We start from the raw sequence: 21595 nt of genomic DNA, 5'->3' as shown, positions 1-21595 counted from the left end.
AATTGTGGTGTGAAATGACGTACCACAGTAAATCCCCGAACACCCGAGAGGACGCATCTGTCGCACGGTAACCGGGATAACGCGGCGAACGCGCGGAGTTCAGTGCTCGATTCGTCGGCGAAGCCTTTTTATAGAATCACAAACAATCAAGGCCTGTCTATGAGCCAGCGAATGCAGCAGGGTCAGCCGATGATCATCATGGGCGAGGATGCACAGCGCGTCAAGGACCGCGACGCGCAGGCGTACAACATCCGCGCCGCACGAGCAGTCGCCGAGGCGGTACGTTCCACACTCGGCCCGAAGGGGATGGACAAGATGCTCGTCGACTCGATGGGCGACGTCACCATCACGAACGACGGTGTCACCATCCTCAAGGAGATGGACATCGACAACCCGACGGCCGAGATGATCGTCGAGGTCGCCGAGACGCAGGAGGACGAAGCCGGCGACGGAACGACGACGGCGGTCGCCATCGCGGGTGAACTCCTGAAGAACGCCGAGGACCTCCTCGAACAGGACATCCACCCGACGGCCATCATCCGCGGCTTCAATCTCGCCTCCGAGAAGGCGCGCGAGGAGATCGACGACATCGCAGAGCGCGTCGACCCCGACGACGAGGAACTCCTGAAGAAGGTCGCTGAGACCTCCATGACGGGCAAGAGCTCCGAGCTCAACAAGGAGCTTCTCGCGGACCTCATCGTCCGCGCCGTCCGACAGGTCACCGTCGAAGCCAACGATGGCTCCCACGTCGTCGACCTCGAGAACATCTCCATCGAGACGCAGACCGGTCGCTCGGCGTCCGAGTCCGAGCTCCTCACCGGTGCCGTCATCGACAAGGACCCCGTCCACGACGACATGCCGGTCCAGTTCGACGAGGCCGACGTGCTGCTGCTCAACGAGCCCGTCGAGGTCGAGGAGACCGACATCGACACGAACGTCTCCATCGAGAGCCCCGACCAGCTCCAGAAGTTCCTCGACCAGGAGGAGGCTCAGCTGAAGGCGAAGGTCGACCAGATCGTCGACTCCGGCGCTGACGTGGTCTTCTGCCAGAAGGGCATCGACGACCTCGCACAGCACTACCTCGCAAAGCAGGGCATCCTCGCGGTCCGCCGGACGAAGAAGTCCGACATCCGCTTCCTCAAGAACATCACCGGTGCGGCGGTCGTCTCCGACCTCGACTCCATCGAGGCCGCCGACCTCGGTCGCGCCTCCATCCGCCGCGACGAGGCCGACGAGCTGTTCTACGTCGAGGGCATCGGCGACGACGTCCACGGCGTCACGCTCCTGCTCCGCGGCTCCACCGACCACGTCGTCGACGAACTCGAACGCGGCGTTCAGGACGCCCTCGACGTCGTCGCGTCGACGGTCGCCGACGGTCGGGTTCTCGCCGGCGGCGGCGCTATCGAGGTCGAACTCGCCTCGCGCCTCCGCAACTACGCCGATTCCGTCTCCGGCCGCGAGCAGCTCGCGGTCGAGGCGTTCGCCGACGCGCTCGAACTCGTCCCGCGCGTCCTCGCGGAGAACGCCGGTCTCGACTCCATCGACACGCTCGTCGACCTCCGCGCGGCCCACGAAGAAGGTCAGGTCCGCGCCGGTCTGAACGTCTTCACCGGCGAGGTCGAAGACGCGTTCGACGCGGGCGTCGTCGAGACGGCTCACGCGAAAGAGCAGGCCGTCGCCTCCGCCTCCGAAGCCGCCAACCTCGTCCTCAAGATAGACGACATCATCGCGGCCGGTGACCTCTCCACCGGCGGCGACGACGACGAAGAGGGCGGCGCACCCGGCGGCATGGGTGGCATGGGCGGCATGGGCGGTATGGGCGGCGCGATGTGAAGATCGGCTAACGACTTCACACCCCCATCACCCGACGCCTGCACCGCGCGACGAATCTCTCACTTTTTGACGAAGACGGCTGTCGAACCTCCGATGAGCCGCGGCTGGACCGTTCGAACGACGGCACGCGGCGGAGACCAACCGACGAGCGTCATTGCACCGCTCCCCGACGGGCGGACGAGCGCCGACCACGTGGCGCCACCGACTGCTTAGAAGTTGGATAATTATCTCACTTTCCAAGTTACACTTGCAGTTGTGTTCAGAAATGGAACGAACTAAGTAGCAGGTACGGCAACGTGTCTCTATGCGCAAGACGCTGCTGTTGAACAAGGACGACGTTCACGAGAACGTCCAGATGCCGGAGCTCATCTCGGCCATCGAGGACGCCTTCGCCGCCTACGAGTCCGGCGACGCCCAGATGCCGCCGAAGTCCTACATCGACCTGCCGCAGTACAACGGCGACTTCCGGTCGATGCCCGCCTACCTGGACGCGGGCGACTGGGACGCCGCGGGCATCAAGTGGGTCAACGTCCACCCCGACAACGGCGACAAGTACGACCTGCCGACGGTCATGGGCACGATGATTTACTCCGACCCCGAGAACGCCTTCCCGCTGGCGCTCCTCGACGGGACGGAGCTCACGATGCTCCGCACCGGCGCGGCCGCGGCCGTCGCCACCGACTACCTCGCCGTCGAGGACGCCTCCTCGATGGGCATCATCGGCGCGGGCGTCCAGTCGTACACGCAGCTTCGCGCCATCAGCGAGGTCCGCGACATCGAGGAAGTCGTCATCTCCGACCTCGACGAGGAGCGCGTCGCCGATTTCATCGACGCCTTCGAAGACCAGTTCGACATCCGCGCGGGCTCCATCGAGGAGGCCGCCGGCTGTGACGTGCTGTCGACCGTGACGCCCGTCGAGTCGCCCATCGTCCCGCGCGACGCGGTCGGCGACCACACCCACATCAACGCGATGGGTGCCGACGCCGAGGGCAAACACGAACTCGCAGACGAGGTGCTCTTGGACGCCAAGCTCGTCATCGACGACCACGCCCAGACCACCCACTCCGGCGAAATCAACGTCCCGTACAATCAGGGCGTCCTCACCGACGACGACATCTACGGCGCAATCGGCGACATCGTCCTCGGGAACCTCGACGGCCGCACCGACGCCGACGGCATCAGCGTCTTCGACTCGACGGGGCTCGCGATTCAGGACGTCGCGGCGGCCCACGTCGCCTACGAGCACGCGTTCGAGAACGACAACGGCTACGCGTTCGACCTCCTCGGTCTCGCCGAGTAAGGTCGCCCGACCCGACGCTGCTGGCATTCACCGTTCTCTTTTGCGGTCCGACGCCCCGTGCTACGGGCTCGGCCCTCGCTGTGCGTTGAGGTAGCCGAACACCTTCGAGAGCACGTAGACGATGGCGATGAAGGGCAAGAACGGAACCATCAGGACGACGAGGATGAGAAACATCGTCCACCCGATGGAGTCCATCTCGCTGTTCGCCCGCGGTCGAGTCCCCGGCGTAACGGTGTGGTAGGCCTTCTGTGCGAGGCTCAGCGAGTCGTCTTCGCTCATGAAATAGTGTTAGTTCGGCGAGACGATAAACCGAACGCCGGACCGCGGGGTCGACCTCACCAATGTCGGTACTTCGCCCGCTCTTCGGTCGCGCCGCAGTCGGGGCACTCGTAGGTCCGCCTGTCTTCGAGGTCGGTCCGCTTTTCGTCGTCCACGCGATACATCTCGACTTCGCATGCCTCGCACAGCATGTGTTAATTATCGTATGTGATACCGTAAATCTAGGGGAGCGCCCAGATACTCGGCTCAGTGGGCGTTTTTAGCAGTGCTCGTAGCTGCATATCAGCGCTGAAAAATAGAATTCGGTCGTGCCGCGGCGCGCCCGGCTATTCGAGGTGGACCGCGGGGCGGAACGGAATCGCTTTCGAGGCGCGGTCGGCGGGGTCGACGATGTCGGGGTCGTCCTCGGCGAACACCTCGACGTCGGCGTCGAACTCGCGAGCGAGGAAGTCGGCGGCGCGCTCGTAGGTGCCGGCCTCGTCCAGTTCGAGCTGCGCGCGGAGCGTCGATTCGTCGCGCCCGCGGGTCTGGTCGACGAGGTCCTGCACGAGGTCGTTCACGTCGTTGCCCTTCTCGCGGAGGTCGGGGTCCTGCATGACCTGTCCCATGATTGCGCCGACGTTGTCGCCGTTGTCGACGACCGTCTCGAACACGTCGCGCTTCCAGTCGGCGGCGACGTAGACCCGGATGGTGTCGGGGTCGGAGTCGGTCACGTCGATGATGTCGCGCACGTCCTCGGTCAGGCGTTCGACCTGTCGCTCTTCGAGTTCGACCGACTCGTCTTCGAACTCGGCGTCCGGTTCGGGCCACGGCGCGTCCTCGGCGGGCGTGCCGGTCAACTGCTCGTGCAGCTCGTTCGTCATGAACGGGATGAACGGCGCGAGCAGGCGCAGGCGGGTTTCGAGGACCGTCCGGAGCGTCCACTTCGCCGCGGGGCGGTCGAGGTCGGTCCGGCGGCGGTACCACCGCAGCGACTCCTCGAAGTTGTAGAACGCCGCCTGACTGGCCGAGCGCGTCTCGGACTCGTCCATCCCGGTCGTCACGTCGCGGACGGTGTCCTGCAGCTTCGACAGGAGCCAGCGGTCGACCGTCTCCAGTTCGGGCCGCTCGTCCGGTCCGGGGTCGGCGATAATCTCCTGCGCGCGGTTCCAGAACCGTTCGAGCTGGTCGTGAACCGAGCCGACGAGGTCGTCGCGCCAGTCGTAGTCCTGCCACGGCTCCGCGGAGTTGAGCAGGAAGAAGCGGACGGTGTCCGCGCCGTACTCGCCGATGGCCTCGCCGGGGAGGACGACGTGACCCTTCGAGGACGACATCTTCTGGCCTTCGAGCAGGCCCATGCCCATGATGACGATTCCCTGGGGCCACTGCGGCTCGTCGAACAGTTCGCCGTGGTGGAACTGGTAGAACGTCAGGTGGTTCGTGATGAGGTCGTTACCGGAGAACCGGTAGTCGACGGGGTACCAGTAGTCCCACTCCTCGCGCAGTTCGAGCGCTTTCTCGGGGGCGTCGTCGACCGCGTCGGCCCCGTAGAACAGCGCGTCGAAGAAGTCCTGCGTGAGTTCCTCGGTCGGAATCTCCTGCAGGCGGTGGGCGATAGTGTAGTACGCCATGTAGATGGTCGAGTCCGAGAGGGGCTCGATGACGAACTGGTCGTCCCACGGCAGGCGGGTGCCGAGGCCGTAGTTGCGGATACACGGCCACCCGTTGAGCCAGTCGATGGTGTGGTGGTACTCGTCACGGGTGTTCTCGGGGATGGCGTCCAGCCCGTCGGCCACGTCGTGGGCGAGTCGCTTCCAGTCCTCGTCGTCGTACGAGAGGAACCACGTGTCCTGTTCGGCGACGACGACGTCGCCGCCACAGCGGCAGACGACCTCCTCGGAGAACTCCTGCATCACGTCGAACTGGCCGGCCTCGATGCCGTCGGCCTTGTAGTCGTCGCGGACCTCTTCGACGAGGCCGCCGGCGTAGTCGCCGTAGAACTCCTTGAGGCGACCCGCGTGGAACTCCTTGTTGTAGAGGTCCTTCGTCGCCTTTTCGAGGGCCGGGTCGTCAGAGGATTCGATTCCGCGGTTCTCGACGGCCGACTTCGCGGGAATCTCGCCGTACGTGTCGTCCTCGGAGTCGATGTCGAGAATCGGAATCGGTTCGATGTCGGCCACGTCGGCGGGGTCGATGCCGAACGATTCGAGGTAGTCGGCGTCGGCCTTGGCCTCCTGCAGCGCCACGTAGTCGTCGGGGCTGTGGGCCGGGACGGACATGACGACGCCCGTCGCGTTGTCGGCGTCGACGAAGTCGGCCGGCAGGACGAGCACGTCGTCGCCGGTGACGGGGTTTTCGACCGTCTGGCCGACGAGTTCGGCACCCTCGACGGTTTCGAGAATCTCCACGTCGCGGGCCTGATATTCGAGTTTGTCGGCCGCGTACTCGGAGACGAACCACGTCTCGCCGTCGACCTCGGCGACCACGTAGGTCGCCTCGGGGTCGATGTAGGCGTTCGTCACGCCGCGGACCGTCTCTGGGCGCAGGGTCGCCATCGGGACGACCACGTCGCCGCCGGCTCGCTCCCAGCCGAAGCGGACCAGCGTGTACTCCTGGAACTCCGCGTTCTCGCCTTCGAGCAGGTCGTGGGTCGTGACCGGCTGTTCCTCGTTCGTACAGAACTTGACGGGGTGAAGGCCCTTCTCCAGTCGCCCGCGCTCGCGGAGCGTCCGGTACTGCCACTCGACGAACTTCGAGTAGCGCTCGTTGTTCGTGGTGAACTCGCGCCGCCAGTCAACCGACAGACCGAGCGACTGCATCCCCTTCTTGTAGTGTTCCTCGATGAAGTACCGCGCCCAGCCCATGGGCGATTCGAGGTCCGAAAGCGTGTCCTCGGGGACGTTGTAGGTGTCGGTCAGAACCGAGAGCTGTTTCTCCTCGCGGTTTTTCAGGCGCTCGACCGCGCCGATGATGGGGGTTCCGGTGACGTGCCACGCGATGGGAAACAGGACGTTGTCGCCCTGCTGTCGTCGGTAGCGAGCGTACACGTCGGGAACGGTGTACGTCCGCGCGTGCCCGATGTGCATCCCGCCGCTGGGGTACGGATAGGGCACCGTCACGAACGTCGCGTCGTCGGCGTCTGCGTCCGGGTCGGCCTCGTATCGGCCGGTCTCGGACCAGCGCTCCCGCCAACGCGCTTCGAGTTCCTGCGGGTCGTAGTCCATATCCGTGGTAGTGGTACCCCGGCCTAAAATAACTCCTATACTCGACTTGTGTGGCTGTCTGATTGCGGCAGATGTTGCCACACGATGGCACGAGACGAACGGGAGAGACTGGCCGAGAAACGGCGTCGGGGCCTCGTTTCGCCAGAATCGAGACCAGTACAGAACTGACGACGCAAATCGCGACCGCAACGCGCCGACGGGCGGGCGGGCAAAGAAGCGAAAGCGGGAACGAAAGCGGCGAACGACCCGCCAAGAGAGAGCCTGTCGCGGGCGGCGCGTCGGGGACTATCGCGGGCGGCGACGCCGGCTCAGTCGATGTCGATGCGGCGAGAGTCGTCGGGTTCGACGTCGCGCTTGGGGAGGGTGACCGTCAGGACGCCGTTGTGGTAGCCGGCGGACGCGCCGTCCTCGTCGACCGACTCGGGGAGGCGAATCGTGCGACGGGCGGACTCGTGGCGGCGCTCGCGGCGGAGATACTCGCCGTCGGCGCGTTCCTCGTCGAGTTCGCGCGTCGCGTCGACCGTCAGCGTGCGGTTGGCGACCGACAGGGAGATGTCTTCTTTCTCGTAGCCCGGGAGGTCGATGGTGACGACGATTTCGCCGTCGTGGTCGGTGACGTCGATGGCCATCTCGTGGCGGACCTGCGCCATCATGCCCGAGCGGTCGAACTGCCGTCCCATCTCGTCGAACTGGCGGGACATTCGTTCGAACAGTTCCTCGAAGTCGTCGAAGGGGTTGGTACGTCGCATCATGTGTGTTTTCACCGAGGCATATGGACGCCGTCTGAGGAGATAATCGTTTCCGGAACGTGGATAGCAGTTCGCACGCTACAGCCCCCGAAACATCCGCATTCAAAAGGTGAGCCGCATCACTCGATGTCGATCTGCGTGGAGTCGTCGCCCGCGGGTTCGGCCTTCGGGAGCGTCACGGTCAGGACGCCGTTTTTGTACGACGCCGTCACCTCGTCGCGGACGACCTTGGCTGGGAGCGTAATCGTCCGGGAGACGGACCGCTGGCTCCGCTCGCGGCGGACGTACTGGTCGTCGTCGACCTCCGACGATTCCTCGTGGTCGGCCGCGATGGTGAGTCGCCGCCCGCTGACGCTCACGTCGAGGTCGTCCTTCTCGAAGCCGGGGAGGTCGGCGACGACCTCGATGGCCTCGTCGTCGTCGACGACGTCGAGGGAGATATCTTGGAACCGACCGATACCGGACTCCTCGAACGACCGGCCCATCCGGTCGAACAGGTCTTCTATCTCGTCGAACGGGTTTCGCTGCATACGCGTCCGAGTACGTCGCCGACGGCAAAGAAAGATGTGCTCAGACCCACATATCGAGAGCGTCCGGCCGGACCGCGGAACGCGGGCCGCGGGTGTTCAGTACAGCACGTGCCGCGTGTCGTACGACCCGAGGACGCGAACCCAGCCGTTGCGGGCGATGCCCTCGACCTCTTCGAGCGCCTCCTGCATCCGTTCTTCGTAGAGGCCGGCGTCGGCGTCGATGTGGAACAGGTAGTCGCCGAGGCGGTTGCCGCTCGGGCGCGACTCGATGCGCGAGAGGTTGATGTCGCGTTCGGCGAACGCTTCGAGCAGTTCCAAGAGGAGACCGGGGTAGTTGGCGTTGGGGTAGACGACGAGCGAACTCTTGCCGCCGGCGTCCGAGCGGGCGGACTCGGGCGCGATGACGAGGAACCGCGTCGCGTTCGACGACTGGTCCTGGATGTCCTCGGCGATGATTTCGAGGTCGTCACCCACGTTGTCGGGGTGACCGATGCCCGCGACCGACGGGTCCGCGCGGGCGCGTTCGACGCCGCGGGCCGTGCTGGCGACGGCTTCGAGCTTCGCGTCGGGGTAGTTCTCTTCGAGGTAGGACCGACACTGCGCGAGCGCCTGCGAGTGGCTGGCGACGACGTCGAAGTTCGCGCTCTGGGCCAACAGCGCGTGGCGGATGGGCGTGACGATCTCCTGGACGACGCTCACGTCCGAGTTCGCCACGGCGTCGAGGCTCTCGGTGACGCTCCCTTCGATGCTGTTTTCGATGGGAACGACGCCGCGCTCGAACGACCCGTCGGCGACCGCTTGGACGATAGAAGTGACCGATTCTCGGAAGGCGACGTCGTCGGCGACCGCGCGGGCGGCGCGATGGGAGTACGTGCCCGCCGGGCCGAGCGTGACTGCCTGCATGCCACCCCCTTCACGAAGCGGCGACAAAAGACCGTCGGGGCAGGCAGATTCGGCCTATCGCTCCGCGCAGAACTCGACGAAGTTTCGGAGGATGGTCAGCCCGGTCTCGCCGGACTTCTCGGGGTGGAACTGCGTGCCGAAGACGGTTCCCTCCTCGTTGGCGACGACCGCGGGGAACTCCACGCCGTAGTCGGTCGAGGCGACGACCGCGTCCTCGTCGTCGGGGTCGGCGTAGTACGAGTGGACGAAGTAGGCGTACTCGCCGTCGACGCCCTCGACGAGCGGGTGGTCGCGCCGGACGTTGAGTTCGTTCCAGCCCATGTGCGGGACCTTCTGTCCCTCGTCGAAGCGGACGTTGCGACCGGGGATGAAGTCGAGCCCCTCGACTTCGCCCTCGCCCGCGTGGTCGGCCTCCTCGGAGGAGGTAAGCAGCATCTGCATCCCGAGACAGATACCGAAGATGGGCGTCCCGTCGGCGGCGGCCTCGGCGAGCGGTTCGCGGAAGGGGCCGGCGTTCTCCATGCCCTCGGAGAACGCGCCGACGCCGGGGAGGACGATGCCGTCGGCGTCGTCGAAGTCGGCCGGGTCGTCGGAGACGACGACGTTCGCCCCCGCGCGTTCGAGCCCGCGCATGGCGCTCCGGAGGTTTCCGAGCCCGTAGTCGACCATCACCACGTCGGCGAGGGTCTCTTCGGGCGACTGTGTCGTGCTCATGCGTACACGTGCGAGACCGGGAGGCAAGTGAGTTTCCGTCGCGGCGACGGTCGCCCGATGACCGCGGGACCGACCCGGCATCACAAAATCGCCCGACTGTTCTATGTTTACTCACAGAGTACGCAATATGACTTTATATCTATGTATCTATACGGAGAAAGAATAGGAAGATTTAACCTCAGTGTGTCTGAGTGTTCTGACGAATCACATGTCTTCCCGACGGAGTTTCCTCAAGCAGACCGGCGCGCTCGGCGCGCTCGGTGTTTCGGGGTTGAGCGGGTGTATCGGCAGCGTCACGGGTGGGTCGGACTCGGTCAACTTCCTCCTCACGCCGTCCGAATCGGACGTCGACATCCAACAGCAGTATCAACCGCTGTTCGAGTACCTCGAGTCCGAGACGGGCGTGACCGTCGAGTCGTCGGTCGCCGCGGACTACGCCGCGGTGTACCAGGCGTTCAAATCCGGGCAGGCCGACCTCGCCGACTCCTCGCCGACCATCGCCATTCAGGGCGGCAACGAGGACGTCACCGAGGTCATGGGTATCCGCGTGGCCTACGGCGCGGCGAAGTACTTCTCCATCATGACGACGACGCCCGACAGCGGTATCGAGGAACTCACCGACCTCGAAGGCGAGACCATCGCGTTCGCCGACCGCCTCTCGACGAGCGGGTCGCTGTTTCCGCTGTACATGTTGAATCAGGCCGGCCTCGACACGGGCAACGCCCCCGACGGCGAGCCCGTCGACTTCACCGGACAGTGGTCCGACCACGCGACCGCCCGCGAGACGCTCGTCAACCGCGACGAGGTCGTCGCCGCCGGCACGGGTGCGTTCTCGACCGCGCCGCACGTCCCGGAAGACCAATTCCCCCAGCAGTTCCTCGACACCTCCGCCGAGAACGACGGCGACCTCGGAACCGCGGACCCCGAACTCCAACTGCTCGCGGTCTCTGACCCCATCCCCCGCGCGCCGATAATCGTGCGTTCCGAACTGGAGTCGGAGATGAAGTCGTCGATGACGGACGCGCTCACGAGCGTCACGCAGGACGACCTCATCAACGAGGACCTCGGCGAGGACCAACAGCTCTGGTTCACCGGCGTCGAGCCGGGGACCGTCGAGGACTACCAGCCGATTCAGAACGTCATCGACACGCTCGGAATCTCTCTCGGACAGTAATCAGCTCACGAACAATTCCATTGCAGTATCATTTTGGCGGTGCCGCGCCCACGAACCGTAGACGCGGGAAGTCCGCCCACACACTATGAGTACCATCGAAGTACGTAACCTCACGAAAGCGTTCGGCGACGTCCGGGCGTTGGACGACGTCTCTTTCACCATCGAGGACGGCGAGTTCGCCGTGCTCCTCGGGCAGTCGGGGGCGGGAAAGTCCACGCTCCTTCGCTGTCTGAACGGCCTGACGAACCCGACGTCCGGCGAGATTCGAATCGACGGCGAGCCGGTCAAAGGCCCGCGCGACGACGTGGCCATGATCTTCCAGCAACACTACGTGTTGGGACAACTCAGCGCCTACGGCAACGCGCTGACCGGCGCGCTCAACCGCACCTCGTTCTTCCGTAGTCTCGTCGGCTGGCACGCGGAGGAAGACAAGTTCGAGGCGCTCCGCGCGCTGGAGACGGTCGGACTGCTCGACCAAGCGAACCAGCGGACCCGGAGCATGAGCGGCGGCCAGCAACAGCGCGTCGGCATCGCCCGCGCGCTCGTCCAGGGGCCGAACCTGCTTTTGGCCGACGAACCCGTCGCCAGCCTCGACCCCGCCAGCGCCGAGACGGTGATGGGGTACATCCGGAGCGCGGCTGCGGAGCGCGACCTCTCGACGCTCGCGAGCCTCCACCAAGTGAACCTCGCCCGCGAGTTCGGCGAGCGGTTCCTCGCGCTCCGCGACGGAGAACTCGTCTTCGACGGCTACCGCGAGGACCTGACCGTCGACGTCATCGACCGCATCTACGGCGACGTCCAGACCGCGGACATCCGCGAGGGGACCGAGGTGAGCGCATGAACGGCGGCGACGCGGCCTCAGACGGGGGCTCGCGAAACGGCGAGGACCGACCCCGCGACGCGCGAACCGACGGCGGCACCGAAGCCCGGTCGGGGACGCTCGACCGCGCGCTCCGAGACCTCACCCTCACGAAGCGCATCAAGTGGGGAATGGCGTTCGCCATCTCGGTCGTCTTCGGCTTCTTCTTCTTCGAGGCGCTCTCGGAGGTCGGCTTCTCGGTCGCGGAAATCCTCTACTACTGGCCCGAGTTCCAGGAGGCGCTCGGGGACTTCTTCCCGCGGACGACGCTGTTCGGTCTCCCGTTCGTCGACTTCGGCTCCTACTGGCAGTTCATCCAGGAGCGGGACCTGTTCGGCGCGGCCATCGTCACGCTGGCGATGGGCTTCGCCGGAACCGTCCTCGGCATCCCCGGCGCGCTCCTCCTCGGCGTCCTCGGCTCCGAGCGCGTGACGCCCTACCCGTTCAACTTCATCTTCCGCGGCACGATGAGCGTCATCCGCGCCATCCCGGCGCTCGTCTGGGCGCTCATCTACATCCCGCTCGGCGGCGTCTCGCCGTTCACGGCGACGCTCGCCATCGGGACCGACACGATGGGCAACCTCGGCCGCCTGTTTACCGACGCGCTCGAAGAGGTCGAAGACGGACCGATAGAGGCCATCGAGTCGACCGGCGCGAACCGCCGGCAGACCGTCGTCTTCGGGATGCTCTCGCAGGTCTTTACGCCCTTCATCGCGTGGACGATGTACATCCTCGAAATCAACACGCGCATCGCCGTCACGATGGGGCTCATCGGCGGCGGCGGTATCGGCTACGTCCTGCAGACCCAGCGGAGCCTGTTCAAGTACACGAACATGATGGCGACGATTCTCGTCATCTTCGTGCTCGTCGTCTCCGTCGAGTTCGTGAGCCAGCGCGTTCGCTCGTACATCCGCGGCGAAGAAGAAGAGGGTATGAGCGTCCTCAAACTCGTCATCGAGTTCCCCCAGCGGATGGCCCGCTCCATCTGGGAGTAACTCCGGCGACCCAACCGAGACGGTCGCTCCCGCGGTACGGTTTTTATCGGTTCCCCGCGTCTCACAGCGTAGCCCATGCCGTCGTCGCCGCGTTCCGTTCCCTCGCCGCCGCACTCCGCCGCTTCGGGGTCGCGTCTCGCCGCCTCGCCCGTCGCCCTCGCCGCGCTCGTGGCCGCGAACCTCGTCCCCCTCGTCGGCGTCGTCTGGTTCGACTGGAGCCTGAAGGCGCTGCTCGTCGCTTACTGGCTCGAAAGCGGCGTCGTCGGTCTCCTGAACGTCCCCAAGATTCTCGCCGCCAGCGGCCGCGGCGACGGCGGGTCGAGCATCAACGCCACCATCAACGGTCGGCGGGTGGACCTCTCGCCGCCCGAATCGCCCCGCGACGGCTTTCACTTCTACCCCACGAACGCCCCCATCGCGGGCTTTTTCGCCATGCACTACGGGATTTTCTGGGTCGTCCACGGCGTGTTCGTCTGGTCGTTCGACGCCTTCGCGGGCGGGGCAGCCGGCGCGGTCGGCAGCGTCCCGCTCGGCGCGGTCCTTCTCGCGGCGGGTGCGACGGTCCTCAGCCACGGCGGGTCGTTCGCCGCCAACTTCGTCGGCCGCGAGGAGTACCGGAGCGTCTCGCCCGGCACGCAGATGTCCGAACCCTACCGCCGGGTCATCGTCCTCCACCTGACCATCATCCTCGGCGCGTTCCTCGTCGCCGCCTCGGGCGCGCCCGCCGCGGCGCTCGTCGTCATGGTCGTCGTCAAAACCGCGCTCGACGCGGGCGCGCACCTCAGAGAACACGCCCGCGCCGAAAAACGGGCGGAACGGCCCGAAGAACCGGCGGGCGAGCGAATCGAAGTCAACGACGCCTCGGCCTGAACGTCGGGGTGGACGGGCGCTCTCGCGGGCTCAGAAGTCGCCGAGGCTGGCCTGTCCGTCCGAGGAGTCGGAGAGTCCCGAGAGGTCGGCGGCGCGCGCGATGGTCTCGAAGAAGCCCTCGCGCTGGCTCCGGTCGTAGAGCGTCGCCGCCGGATGGACAGAGAGGAGGACGCGGTAGGAGGCGTCGCCGACGCGGGCGTCCACGACCGACCCGGACTCGCTCGTGATGGCGACGCCGCGGTCGAGCAGGTGCTGCGATGGCACTTTCCCGAGCGTGACGATTAGCTCGGGGTCGACGAGTTCGAGTTCGCGGGCGAGATAGCCCCGACAGTTCGACAGTTCGTCGCTCGTCGGGTCGCGGTTGTCCGGCGGGCGGCACCGCACGCAGTTGGTGATGCGAACGTCGGCGCGGGCGAGGCCGGCCTCGCGGAGCGCGTCGTCAAGCACGGAGCCGGAGCGACCCACGAACGGCTCGCCGCCCTCGTCTTCCTTCGCGCCCGGCGCTTCGCCGAGGAAGAGCAGGTCGGCGTCGTCGGGGCCGACCCCGTTGACGATGCGACTCCGCGAGTCGACGAGTTCGGGGCACTGCTCGCAACCCGTCACGCAGAGGCCCTCCATGTGTTCCATACTCGGTTCGAGGGCGGGGACGGCTTAATCCCCGGCGAAGCGTCGCGCCGCTCGGGCGGCCATCCGGGCCACGCGAATCGGTTCGGGACGGCCGCCGGTCGGGGTGAACCCGCGGACGACCCGCGCGGCCTCGTCGTCGTCGCAGCCGGCGGCCCGGACGAACACCGTCTCCCCGTTCACATCGAGCGGGCGGCGGGGCGGGGCCGCGCGGTACGTGGCGAGTCGTCGGTCGAGCGCCGCGCCCGAGAACTGCTCGGCGAGCGCGGGTTCGAGCCCCTCGCTCTCCTCGAAGGAGACCGAGACCACCGGGCGGTCGAGGTCCGCGGCGAGGCGCTCGACGTCGACGAGGTTGAACCACGCCGGGGCGATGCCGGAGACGAGCAGGTAGCGCACGTCTTCGCGGCCGAGCGAGGCGTACAGCGAGGCGATGGCGTCGGTCGCGTCGTCGCCGCCGACGGTGCACGTCTCGAAGGCGAGGCCGTCGACGACCCGGTCGGCGCGGACGACCGCGCCGCAGAGGACGCTCTCCGGAGACGGGTCTGTCGAAAAATGAGCGTCGTCAGCGTCGTCTGTGGGTGCGCGCGCCGCCCCGGGGGAAGATTCCGCGACCCCGAGGGCGCGAGACCCAGGCTTCACTCGTCTTTAATCTCCTGGAGCCGGTCGAGGAGTTCGTCGTTGGACGCGCCGATTTCGAAATCGACCTCGCCCTCGTGTTTCTCCTCGCTCGTCGTGACGCCGTCTTCCTCGTCGAAGTCGACGTTCTGGTCTCCTTGTTCGGACTCGTCGTAGCTCCCAAATCCCATACAGTCATACGTACACGACCGAGCCCCAAAAAGGATTTGTCGCGCGAGTTCGACGTTTGAGGGCGAGTTGCGGTGTCGCGGGGAACGTCTCGCCCGTCCGACTTTTTCCGTTCGGGCGCGTACGCGGAGGTATGGAAGTCATCCCAGTCACCGCCGACGCCGAGACCTTCACCTGCAACGCCTACCTCGTCCTCGGCGCGCGAACCGTCCTCGTCGACGCCGGAACGATGCCCGGCGTCGAGGAGGTCGTCGCCGAGCACACCGACGACCTCGACGCAGTGGTCGTCACCCACCAGCACTCGGACCACGTGGGCGAACTCGACGCGGTGGTCGAGCGGTTCGCCCCGGACGTGTACGCCTACGCCGACCACCCGCTTCGAACGCACGAACTCGAAGACGGCGACCACGTCGAGATGGGTGACGAGACGTTCGAGGTCATCTACACGCCGGGTCACGCCGACGACCACGTCTCGCTCGTGAGCGGGCGGTCGCTGTTTTCCGGCGACGTGTTCGTCTACAACGACGGTGCGTTCGACGACGGCAGTTTCGGTCGCACCGACATGCCGGGACAGTCCCGCGAGCGCCTCATCAGCAGCCTGCACACGCTCCTCGACCGCCTCCCGTCGACCGTCGAGGCGCTGTACGCCGGCCACGGCGACCCCTTCGAGAACGAGATCGGGGGCGACACCGTCCGCGACGCGCTCGAACGCGCGCTCGAACGCGCGGAGCGCCGCAAACCGAAATACCCGGAGGCCTGAGATGGCGACCGACACGACCGGGGGCGCGGGCGGCGACCTGACGCGACTGCACTACGTCGGCGTCGGCCTCGCGGCCGTGACCGGCGTGATTCACCTCGTCCTCGGGGCGGGCGCGCTGGCCGCGAACCTCGCCGATCCGCTCGGCATCGCGTTCATCGGGGCCGCGGCGGGCTTCGCCGCCGGCATCGTCGGCGTCCTGCGCGGCGACGAGCGCCTCCGCTCGCGGGTGGTGTTGCTCGGCATCCCCTTCACCGTCGGACAGGTGGTCCTCTACGTCGCACTGAACTGGCCGAATATCTTCGGAATCGGCGGCATCGTGGACAAGCTCGTCCAGCTCGCGCTGCTCGCGGTGCTGGTCGAACTGTATCGGCGAGACGCCTGAGAGAGAAGCGTGCGGGCTTACGCGGCGCGGCGTTCCTTCGACTTGGGTCGAAGGTGCTTGTAGCCGCACTTGCGGCACTGCTTTGCCTTCTGGGGGTTGCGCGCGTTGCACCGCATGCAGATCTGCTTCTCGAGCGTCCGCTTCGTCGCAGCGTCACTAGCCATGCATACGAGTCCCCCCGCCGGTCGTATAACGCTTGCGAGACACACCGCCGGCGCTCGCGGGGCTCTCGGCGGCCATCTGGATAGGTCGGAAAACGCGGCGGTCCGCGGCGCGCTTACGCGCCGGCCTGGCTCAGCGCCGATTCGATGTCGTCGCGCTGGGTGACGCCGACGAAGCGGTCGACGATGCCGTCGTCGTTCTCGACGATGAGCGTCGGGAGCGAGCGAACCTGATACTGGTTGGCAACGTCCTGTTCCTCGTCGACGTCGACCTTGACGAACTCGACGTTCTCGTAGTCGTCCTCGAGGTCGTCGAGAATCGGGTCCTGCGTCTTACAAGGGCCGCACCAGTCCGCGTAGAAGTCCAAGAGTCGAACAGTCATCGTATCCCGACGCAACTTGCCTGCCCCCGCGCATAAGGATTACTCATGGGCCCGCACCTCTCCGGTTGTGCTTCCGGTCATCCAAAACGGATTCCGACCCGTCGACCCCCAAGACGGCCGCGAGCGGACTCGTCCGATGAGCGCGATTTTTCGGCCGCGTCGAGACGCGTTCCGAGCGCGAGCCGAAACGTTTACGCGGCGGACGCACGGACGGTGGAACATGAGCAAGGGCCAGAACAGCGGCGGTCTGATGTCGAGCGCGGGCCTCGTCCGCTACTTCGACGCGGAGGACCGCAACGCGATTCGAGTCGACCCCAAGACCGTCGTCGCCACGGGAGCGCTGTTCGGCATCGGCATTCTGGTGCTGAACGCGCTCGCGCTCTGAACCGCGCCGACCGCCGAACGGACGCTTTTTGTCCGCGGCTTCCCGAGACCCCTCCATGACTACGCTACGCGCCGGCGTCGTCGCCGTGCAGGGCGACGTGTCCGAGCACGCCGACGCCGTCGAGCGGGCCGCCGCGGCCCACGGCGTCGACGCCGAAATCGTCGAGATTCGAAGCGACGGCCTCGTCCCCGACTGCGACGTGTTACTCATGCCGGGCGGCGAGTCCACGACCATCTCCCGGCTTCTCGAACGCGAGGGCATCGCCAACGAGATTCGCGCCCACGTCGACGCCGGGAAACCCGTCCTCGCCACCTGCGCCGGCCTCATCGTCGCCTCCCGCGACGCCAAGGACGACCGCGTGACCACGCTCGACCTCCTCGACGTGACGGTCGACCGCAACGCCTTCGGCCGGCAGGTCGACAGCTTCGAGGCCCCGCTGGACGTGGCCGGCCTCGACTCGCCGTTCCCCGCGGTGTTCATCCGCGCACCCCTCATCGACGAGGTCGGCGACGGCGTGGAGGTGCTCGCCGAGTGGGACGGCAACCCGGTCGCCGTCCGCGACGGCCCCGTCGTCGGCACCTCGTTCCACCCCGAACTGACGCCCGACAGCCGTATCCACGACCTCGCGTTCTTCGACGAACTGGCGGTCGAAGTCGACGCCTGAGCGGAGCGCTCGACCGGCGGCGCGGACTCCCCGACGGGGGTGCCGCCGGTCACCGGAACCAGAGGGTCTTTTTCCGCGCCCGCCCGTCGTGCGACCATGGACGCCGACACCCCGACCGACGAGGTCTTAGACGAACTCTTTGCGACTATCGAGTCGCGCAAGGCGGAACTCCCCGAGGACTCCTACACGACGACGCTGTTTACCCACGAGAAAGGCGAGAACTACGTCCTCGAAAAGCTCGGCGAGGAGATGACGGAGACCATCCTCGCGGCCAAGGACGACGACCGCGAGGAACTGCTCTACGAGAGCGCCGACCTCGTCTACCACCTGCTCGTCCTGCTGTCGATGAAGGACGCCTCGCTCGACGACCTGCGCGAAGAGCTGAAAAACCGCTTCTGAGACGGTTGACCGCGACCGCGATTGCGACGCCGCCGCCATTCGCCGCTCGCCGCCCGCAGTTCCCGGACGAGACGGCCCGATTGCAAAGCACCAAGAGCGTGCATCCACGATAGCGCACTCTCTCGATGCACGTCTCCCGAACCCGCGTCCGCCAGTTCGCTCCCGCGCATCTCACGCCCCACCGCGCCGCGACCGTCTCCCGAGGGTCGGCCGCGTGAGTCGGCTGTTCGGCGGCGACGAGCCGTCAGTCGAGTTCGTCGCCGGGAGCCTCATCGCGGGCGTCTTCTTCGGCGGCGTCGGCGCGGGCGTCGCCTTCCCGACGCTGCCGACGCTCGGTCCCATCATCGGTATCACGCCGTTCGTGGTCGGTCTCATCCTCTCGGCGAACCGGTTCACCCGACTGGTCGTGAACACGCCCGCCGGGCAGATACTCGACCGGATGGGGACGCGCCGGCCGATGATAGCCGGGTTCGTCGTGCAGGGGCTGTCGCCGTTCGGCTACGTCCTCGGGCTAAATCCCGGCCCGATTCCGCTCGACAGCGCGACTATCTTCCTCCTGTCGCGGGCCTGCTGGGGCGTCGGCTCGGCGTTCGTCTTCGTCGGCGCGTTCAGCACCATCACGCACGTCACCTCGGGCGAAAACCGCGGGAAGTGGGTCGGCTACATGCGCGGCGGCCAGAGCCTCGGGTTCCCCGCGGGCCTCGTCGTCGGCGGCCTCGTCACCGACGCGTTCGGCTACGCCACCGCGTTCGCCGTCGCGGGCTGTGCGGGCCTGTTCGCCGCCCTCGTCGCCATCTCCGTCCTCCCGGACGTGAAGACCGACGTGACGGCGGCGAGTTCGCTCCGCGACGTGCCGCGACTGGTCGGCTCCGACATCCGCATCTTCACCGTCGGCACCGTCAACTTCGCCGTCCGCTTCCTGTTTGCGGGCGTCCTCCTCTCGACGGCCGTGCTGTACGCGACGGCGAACGATATCTCGCTCGGCGGGCTCTCCGGGGCCGGCGTCAGCGGCGTCGTGATGGCCGTCGGCGTCGTCGCGTCGAGCGTCACGACGCTCGTCGTCGGGCGGTACTCCGACCGTCTGTCGAACCGCGCGGCGCTGACGCTGCCCGCGCTGGGCGTCCTCGCGTCCGGGTTCGCGCTGTTGGCGCTCGTGCCGACGCTCCCCTCGACGCTCGCGGGCGTGGCGCTCATCGGCATCGGCGTCGGCGGGTCGAACCCGCCGCTGTTAGCCTATCTCGGCGACCTCAGCCCGGCCGACGACGTGGGCAAACTCGGCGGCGTCTACAACGTCTTCGGCGACTCGGGGTCGACGCTCGGCCCGCTCGTGGCCGTCCCGCTGGCCGAAGTGGTCGGCTTCCGCGTCGAGTACCTCGCCTGCGTCGCGCTCGTCGTCGTCGTCGGACTGCTCGTGGCGCGGACGCTCTACGGGGAGGCGGCGACGGTGCCGCGGTCTGAACTGTCGTGAGAAATCGCGCCGGGTGCGGGTCGGACGCCGCTACTTGAACTCGATGCCGAGGTCGTGCATCCCGTCGTTGTTCTGTGCGACGTTGATGAGAAGCGGCGTCACCGCTTCGATTTCGGCGGCGTTGGCGAGGCCGCCGCCGTCGAGCGCGCGGAGGCCGTCGATGCCCTCGGCGAGCAGGCGCACGGTCTCCTTTGCGTCCTCGTCGTCGGCGACGAGCAGCGTGTCGATGCCGAGGTCGGCGTCGAGGTCGGCCAGTCGACCGGCCGCGAGGTTGTGGAACGCGCCGACCACCGGCACGTCGTCGGGGGCCGCGTCGGCGACGAGCGCCGTCACGCTCCCTGCTTTCGGCGGGTGGTAGTGGAAGCCGTCGTCGTCGCGCTTGATGCCCGCGGCGGGCGTGACGAGCACGTCTCCCTCGGACAGGGAGTCGGCGACGGCCTCGACGGTGTCGGAGACGTGGTACGGCGGCACGGCGAGGACGACCACGGAGGCGCGGTCGGCGGCCATCTCGTTCGTAAAGCCGTTTACCTTCACGTCGCGGCCGCGGCTTGAGAGTTCGGTCTCGTACTCGTCGGCCTTCGCGCGGGCCTTGTCGGGGTCGCGCGACCCGACGATGACCTCGTGGTCGGTGTGGTAGGCCCAGCGGAGGGCGAGGCCCTCGCCGATGTCGCCGGTCCCACCGAGGAGTGCGATTCGCATACTCACACCTCCGGACCGAGCCGACCTAAAGGGTTGTGCGACCGGTCGGTTCTGCCTGTGTCCGCGAGGAGAAAGCGCTATGAGTTCAAAAAACTGCCACGAAAGCGTGAACGAACCGAGGTACGTTCAGGCGCTGACGCTGTGGTTCGTCGTGCTGATTTTCATGCAGACTGCGCCGGGTATCGACGGGGTTCTCGGAACCGCGCTCGGTGTCTTCTGTATCGCGCTGGTATGGGTGCTTCCGGTGTACATCGCCGTCAGGCTGGTCGACGACCTCGGCGCGCGGTTCGAGAGCCGGTCCGGCTGAGGCGTCAGGCGTCGTCGTCGGACTCGACGAGCGCCTGTACCCGCTCGAAGCCGTCGCGGTAGACGAGCCACCACGCGACCACCGGAGCCAACAGCAACAGCGGCCCGACGAGGAACAACTGCGTGAACGGGTCCGGCGGGAGGAGGTACGTCCCGACGACGACCACGAGCGCGTCGAGCGCGAGCAGCGTGACGACGAAGGCGCGGAGGTGTCCCATCAGCGGCCCTCCGGCGGCGAAACGGGAGTCGGAGTCAGCGTCGGAGCCATCAGTCGAGGAGGTCCGGAACTTCGTTCACGTCCTCGACGACGGCGGTCGCGCCGATTTCGGAGAACTTCTGTCGGCCGTCGTCGCCGGTCAGGCCGCCCGAGAGGACGCCGACGCCGTAGTAGACGCGGTCGGGGTCAGCGGCATCGGCGTTCAGCGCCGTCTTCACGTCGTCGAGGGTGTCGCCGACGAAGACGACCGACTCGGCTCCGAGGCGCTCCGCGACCGTCACGAGCGCGGCCGGGTGGGGCTTTCCCTCCTCCCAGTCGTCCATCGTGAACCGGTGGTCGTCGGCCACATCGAGGGCGACGCGGTCGAGCGCGATGTCGGCCTCCGCGCTGGGCCGGCCGGTGACGACGCCGAGTTCGCGGTCGCCGAGGGCGTCGAGCGTCTCCTGACGGAGGAGCACGGGTTCGTCGTGGATGTAGCCCGGGGCCTCGAACGGCGGGTCGCCGCCTTCGAGGTCGCGGTAGCGGTCGCTTCCGAGATAGAGCGCCTGAAACGTCTCGCGGAGCGCCTCGGGATCCCACTCGTCGAAGACGACGCTCGGGTCGGAAAATAGGGCTTCGACGGTCGCCTCGGCGGCGGCGAGGCCGCCGCCGCGGGCCTCGATGTCGTCGGTGAACTCGGCGACCGACAGGTCGGTCTCGCGGGCGGCGAGGACGTACAGCGCCGCCGCGTACGTCAGTTCCCAGTCGTTGTTGAAGCCGCCGGCGTCCTTGAACAGTTGGACCTCGTCGCGGGAGATGGTCGTGCCGTAGTGTCGGTCAACTGATTCGACGATGGCGCGCCGGTAGGAGTCGGCGACGTCGACGAGCACTCCGTCGATATCGAAGACGACAGCGTCCGCGTGCATACCGGAACCGCGCGGCGAGCGGGCAAGTG

27 protein-coding genes are annotated in these 21595 nt (G+C 66.9%); 13 read left to right on the top strand and 14 right to left on the bottom strand.

The window, feature by feature from the left end:
* The first annotated feature begins 189 nt into the window (after positions 1–189).
* Both thsB and BN984_RS08590 read left to right on the top strand, forming a co-directional pair.
* Positions 190–1833, top strand: a complete 1644-nt coding sequence (gene thsB, locus BN984_RS08595; protein WP_008091670.1) for a thermosome subunit beta — start codon at positions 190–192, stop codon at positions 1831–1833.
* Positions 1834–2137: 304 nt separating this feature from the next.
* Positions 2138–3133 (top strand): ornithine cyclodeaminase family protein, encoded by a 996-nt coding sequence (locus tag BN984_RS08590; RefSeq protein ID WP_049968036.1) that lies wholly within the window; start codon positions 2138–2140, stop codon positions 3131–3133.
* Positions 3134–3193: 60 nt separating this feature from the next.
* On the opposite strand, the gene BN984_RS08585 is transcribed toward BN984_RS08590, so the two are convergent.
* From BN984_RS08585 to hisH, 6 genes are all read right to left on the bottom strand, one after another.
* A complete protein-coding gene (locus BN984_RS08585; protein WP_008091667.1) occupies positions 3194–3412 on the bottom strand; it encodes a DUF7535 family protein in 219 nt (72 codons plus the stop codon).
* 326 nt (positions 3413–3738) lie between these two features.
* On the bottom strand, positions 3739–6615 hold the full coding sequence (leuS, locus tag BN984_RS08580) for a leucine--tRNA ligase (protein WP_049968035.1): 2877 nt from the start codon (positions 6613–6615) through the stop codon (positions 3739–3741).
* Between the two features lie 308 nt (positions 6616–6923).
* Positions 6924–7367, bottom strand: a complete 444-nt coding sequence (hsp14, locus tag BN984_RS08575; RefSeq protein WP_008091664.1) for an archaeal heat shock protein Hsp14 — start codon at positions 7365–7367, stop codon at positions 6924–6926.
* A gap of 116 nt (positions 7368–7483) precedes the next feature.
* The gene (gene hsp14 / locus BN984_RS08570) at positions 7484–7894 is read right to left on the bottom strand and encodes an archaeal heat shock protein Hsp14 (RefSeq protein WP_049968034.1); all 411 of its coding nucleotides are present in this window, start codon (positions 7892–7894) and stop codon (positions 7484–7486) included.
* 96 nt (positions 7895–7990) lie between these two features.
* Entirely contained in the window at positions 7991–8797 is an 807-nt protein-coding gene (pheA, locus tag BN984_RS08565; protein WP_004973442.1) for a prephenate dehydratase, read from the bottom strand.
* A gap of 54 nt (positions 8798–8851) precedes the next feature.
* Positions 8852–9511 carry an imidazole glycerol phosphate synthase subunit HisH gene (hisH, locus tag BN984_RS08560; protein ID WP_004973446.1) on the bottom strand — a complete coding sequence of 220 codons (660 nt, stop codon included), beginning with the start codon at positions 9509–9511 and terminating at the stop codon, positions 8852–8854.
* 208 nt (positions 9512–9719) lie between these two features.
* Here hisH and BN984_RS08555 point away from each other — a divergent pair, with 208 nt between their 5' ends.
* From BN984_RS08555 to BN984_RS08540, 4 genes are all read left to right on the top strand, one after another.
* A complete protein-coding gene (locus BN984_RS08555) occupies positions 9720–10685 on the top strand; it encodes a phosphate/phosphite/phosphonate ABC transporter substrate-binding protein (protein ID WP_049968033.1) in 966 nt (321 codons plus the stop codon).
* A gap of 85 nt (positions 10686–10770) precedes the next feature.
* Positions 10771–11526: a phosphonate ABC transporter ATP-binding protein gene (locus tag BN984_RS08550; RefSeq protein ID WP_008091661.1), complete on the top strand. Its 756-nt coding sequence runs from the start codon at positions 10771–10773 to the stop codon at positions 11524–11526.
* Positions 11523–12539, top strand: coding sequence for a phosphonate ABC transporter, permease protein PhnE (phnE, locus tag BN984_RS08545; protein ID WP_008091660.1), 1017 nt, complete (start codon positions 11523–11525; stop codon positions 12537–12539). The genes BN984_RS08550 and phnE overlap by 4 nt, the downstream gene beginning before the upstream one ends.
* Positions 12540–12614: 75 nt before the next feature.
* Complete coding sequence (locus BN984_RS08540; protein ID WP_049968032.1) at positions 12615–13409, top strand: DUF6498-containing protein; 795 nt, start codon at positions 12615–12617, stop codon at positions 13407–13409.
* Between the two features lie 30 nt (positions 13410–13439).
* On the opposite strand, the gene BN984_RS08535 is transcribed toward BN984_RS08540, so the two are convergent.
* Genes BN984_RS08535 through BN984_RS08525 form a run of 3 tightly spaced genes read right to left on the bottom strand, consistent with a single transcriptional unit; the run spans position 13440 to position 14839 of the window.
* Positions 13440–14036, bottom strand: coding sequence for a uracil-DNA glycosylase (locus BN984_RS08535; protein WP_008091657.1), 597 nt, complete (start codon positions 14034–14036; stop codon positions 13440–13442).
* A gap of 24 nt (positions 14037–14060) precedes the next feature.
* Positions 14061–14672, bottom strand: coding sequence for an endonuclease dU (locus BN984_RS08530; RefSeq protein ID WP_049968031.1), 612 nt, complete (start codon positions 14670–14672; stop codon positions 14061–14063).
* Positions 14669–14839 (bottom strand): DUF5786 family protein, encoded by a 171-nt coding sequence (locus BN984_RS08525; protein ID WP_004044482.1) that lies wholly within the window; start codon positions 14837–14839, stop codon positions 14669–14671. Before BN984_RS08525 ends, BN984_RS08530 begins: the two co-directional genes overlap by 4 nt.
* 131 nt (positions 14840–14970) lie before the next feature.
* Between BN984_RS08525 and BN984_RS08520 the strand changes: the two genes are divergently transcribed.
* Positions 14971–15597, top strand: coding sequence for an MBL fold metallo-hydrolase (locus BN984_RS08520; protein WP_008091652.1), 627 nt, complete (start codon positions 14971–14973; stop codon positions 15595–15597).
* 1 nt (position 15598) lies between these two features.
* Positions 15599–15979: a hypothetical protein gene (locus BN984_RS08515; RefSeq protein ID WP_004973454.1), complete on the top strand. Its 381-nt coding sequence runs from the start codon at positions 15599–15601 to the stop codon at positions 15977–15979.
* A 17-nt stretch (positions 15980–15996) separates the two neighbouring features.
* Here the strand turns inward: BN984_RS08515 and BN984_RS08510 are convergent, their stop codons facing one another.
* Both BN984_RS08510 and trxA read right to left on the bottom strand, forming a co-directional pair.
* Positions 15997–16143 (bottom strand): 50S ribosomal protein L40e, encoded by a 147-nt coding sequence (locus tag BN984_RS08510; protein ID WP_004044485.1) that lies wholly within the window; start codon positions 16141–16143, stop codon positions 15997–15999.
* 113 nt (positions 16144–16256) lie between these two features.
* The gene (gene trxA / locus BN984_RS08505) at positions 16257–16538 is read right to left on the bottom strand and encodes a thioredoxin (protein WP_394325024.1); all 282 of its coding nucleotides are present in this window, start codon (positions 16536–16538) and stop codon (positions 16257–16259) included.
* 205 nt (positions 16539–16743) lie between these two features.
* On the opposite strand from trxA, the gene BN984_RS08500 reads away from it, so the two are divergent.
* From BN984_RS08500 to BN984_RS08485, 4 genes are all read left to right on the top strand, one after another.
* Positions 16744–16908, top strand: coding sequence for a preprotein translocase subunit Sec61beta (locus BN984_RS08500; protein WP_049904986.1), 165 nt, complete (start codon positions 16744–16746; stop codon positions 16906–16908).
* 55 nt (positions 16909–16963) lie between these two features.
* Positions 16964–17572, top strand: a complete 609-nt coding sequence (pdxT, locus tag BN984_RS08495; protein ID WP_008091619.1) for a pyridoxal 5'-phosphate synthase glutaminase subunit PdxT — start codon at positions 16964–16966, stop codon at positions 17570–17572.
* Between the two features lie 96 nt (positions 17573–17668).
* Positions 17669–17971 (top strand): phosphoribosyl-ATP diphosphatase, encoded by a 303-nt coding sequence (gene hisE / locus BN984_RS08490; protein ID WP_049968029.1) that lies wholly within the window; start codon positions 17669–17671, stop codon positions 17969–17971.
* A 214-nt stretch (positions 17972–18185) separates the two neighbouring features.
* Complete coding sequence (locus BN984_RS08485; protein WP_008091616.1) at positions 18186–19439, top strand: MFS transporter; 1254 nt, start codon at positions 18186–18188, stop codon at positions 19437–19439.
* 30 nt (positions 19440–19469) lie between these two features.
* On the opposite strand, the gene npdG is transcribed toward BN984_RS08485, so the two are convergent.
* Positions 19470–20138 (bottom strand): NADPH-dependent F420 reductase, encoded by a 669-nt coding sequence (gene npdG / locus BN984_RS08480; RefSeq protein WP_008091614.1) that lies wholly within the window; start codon positions 20136–20138, stop codon positions 19470–19472.
* Positions 20139–20244: 106 nt separating this feature from the next.
* On the opposite strand from npdG, the gene BN984_RS08475 reads away from it, so the two are divergent.
* A complete protein-coding gene (locus BN984_RS08475) occupies positions 20245–20445 on the top strand; it encodes a hypothetical protein (protein WP_049968028.1) in 201 nt (66 codons plus the stop codon).
* A 4-nt stretch (positions 20446–20449) separates the two neighbouring features.
* Here the strand turns inward: BN984_RS08475 and BN984_RS08470 are convergent, their stop codons facing one another.
* Both BN984_RS08470 and BN984_RS08465 read right to left on the bottom strand, forming a co-directional pair.
* A complete protein-coding gene (locus tag BN984_RS08470) occupies positions 20450–20662 on the bottom strand; it encodes a DUF7534 family protein (RefSeq protein ID WP_008091611.1) in 213 nt (70 codons plus the stop codon).
* A gap of 49 nt (positions 20663–20711) precedes the next feature.
* Positions 20712–21566, bottom strand: coding sequence for a TIGR01548 family HAD-type hydrolase (locus BN984_RS08465; protein ID WP_049968027.1), 855 nt, complete (start codon positions 21564–21566; stop codon positions 20712–20714).
* Between the last annotated feature and the right edge of the window lie 29 nt (positions 21567–21595).

Source organism: Haloferax prahovense (assembly GCF_000723845.1).
In the GTDB taxonomy this organism is placed as follows: Archaea; Halobacteriota; Halobacteria; order Halobacteriales; family Haloferacaceae; genus Haloferax; species Haloferax prahovense.
This window is presented reverse-complemented; position numbering and strand designations above follow the sequence as displayed.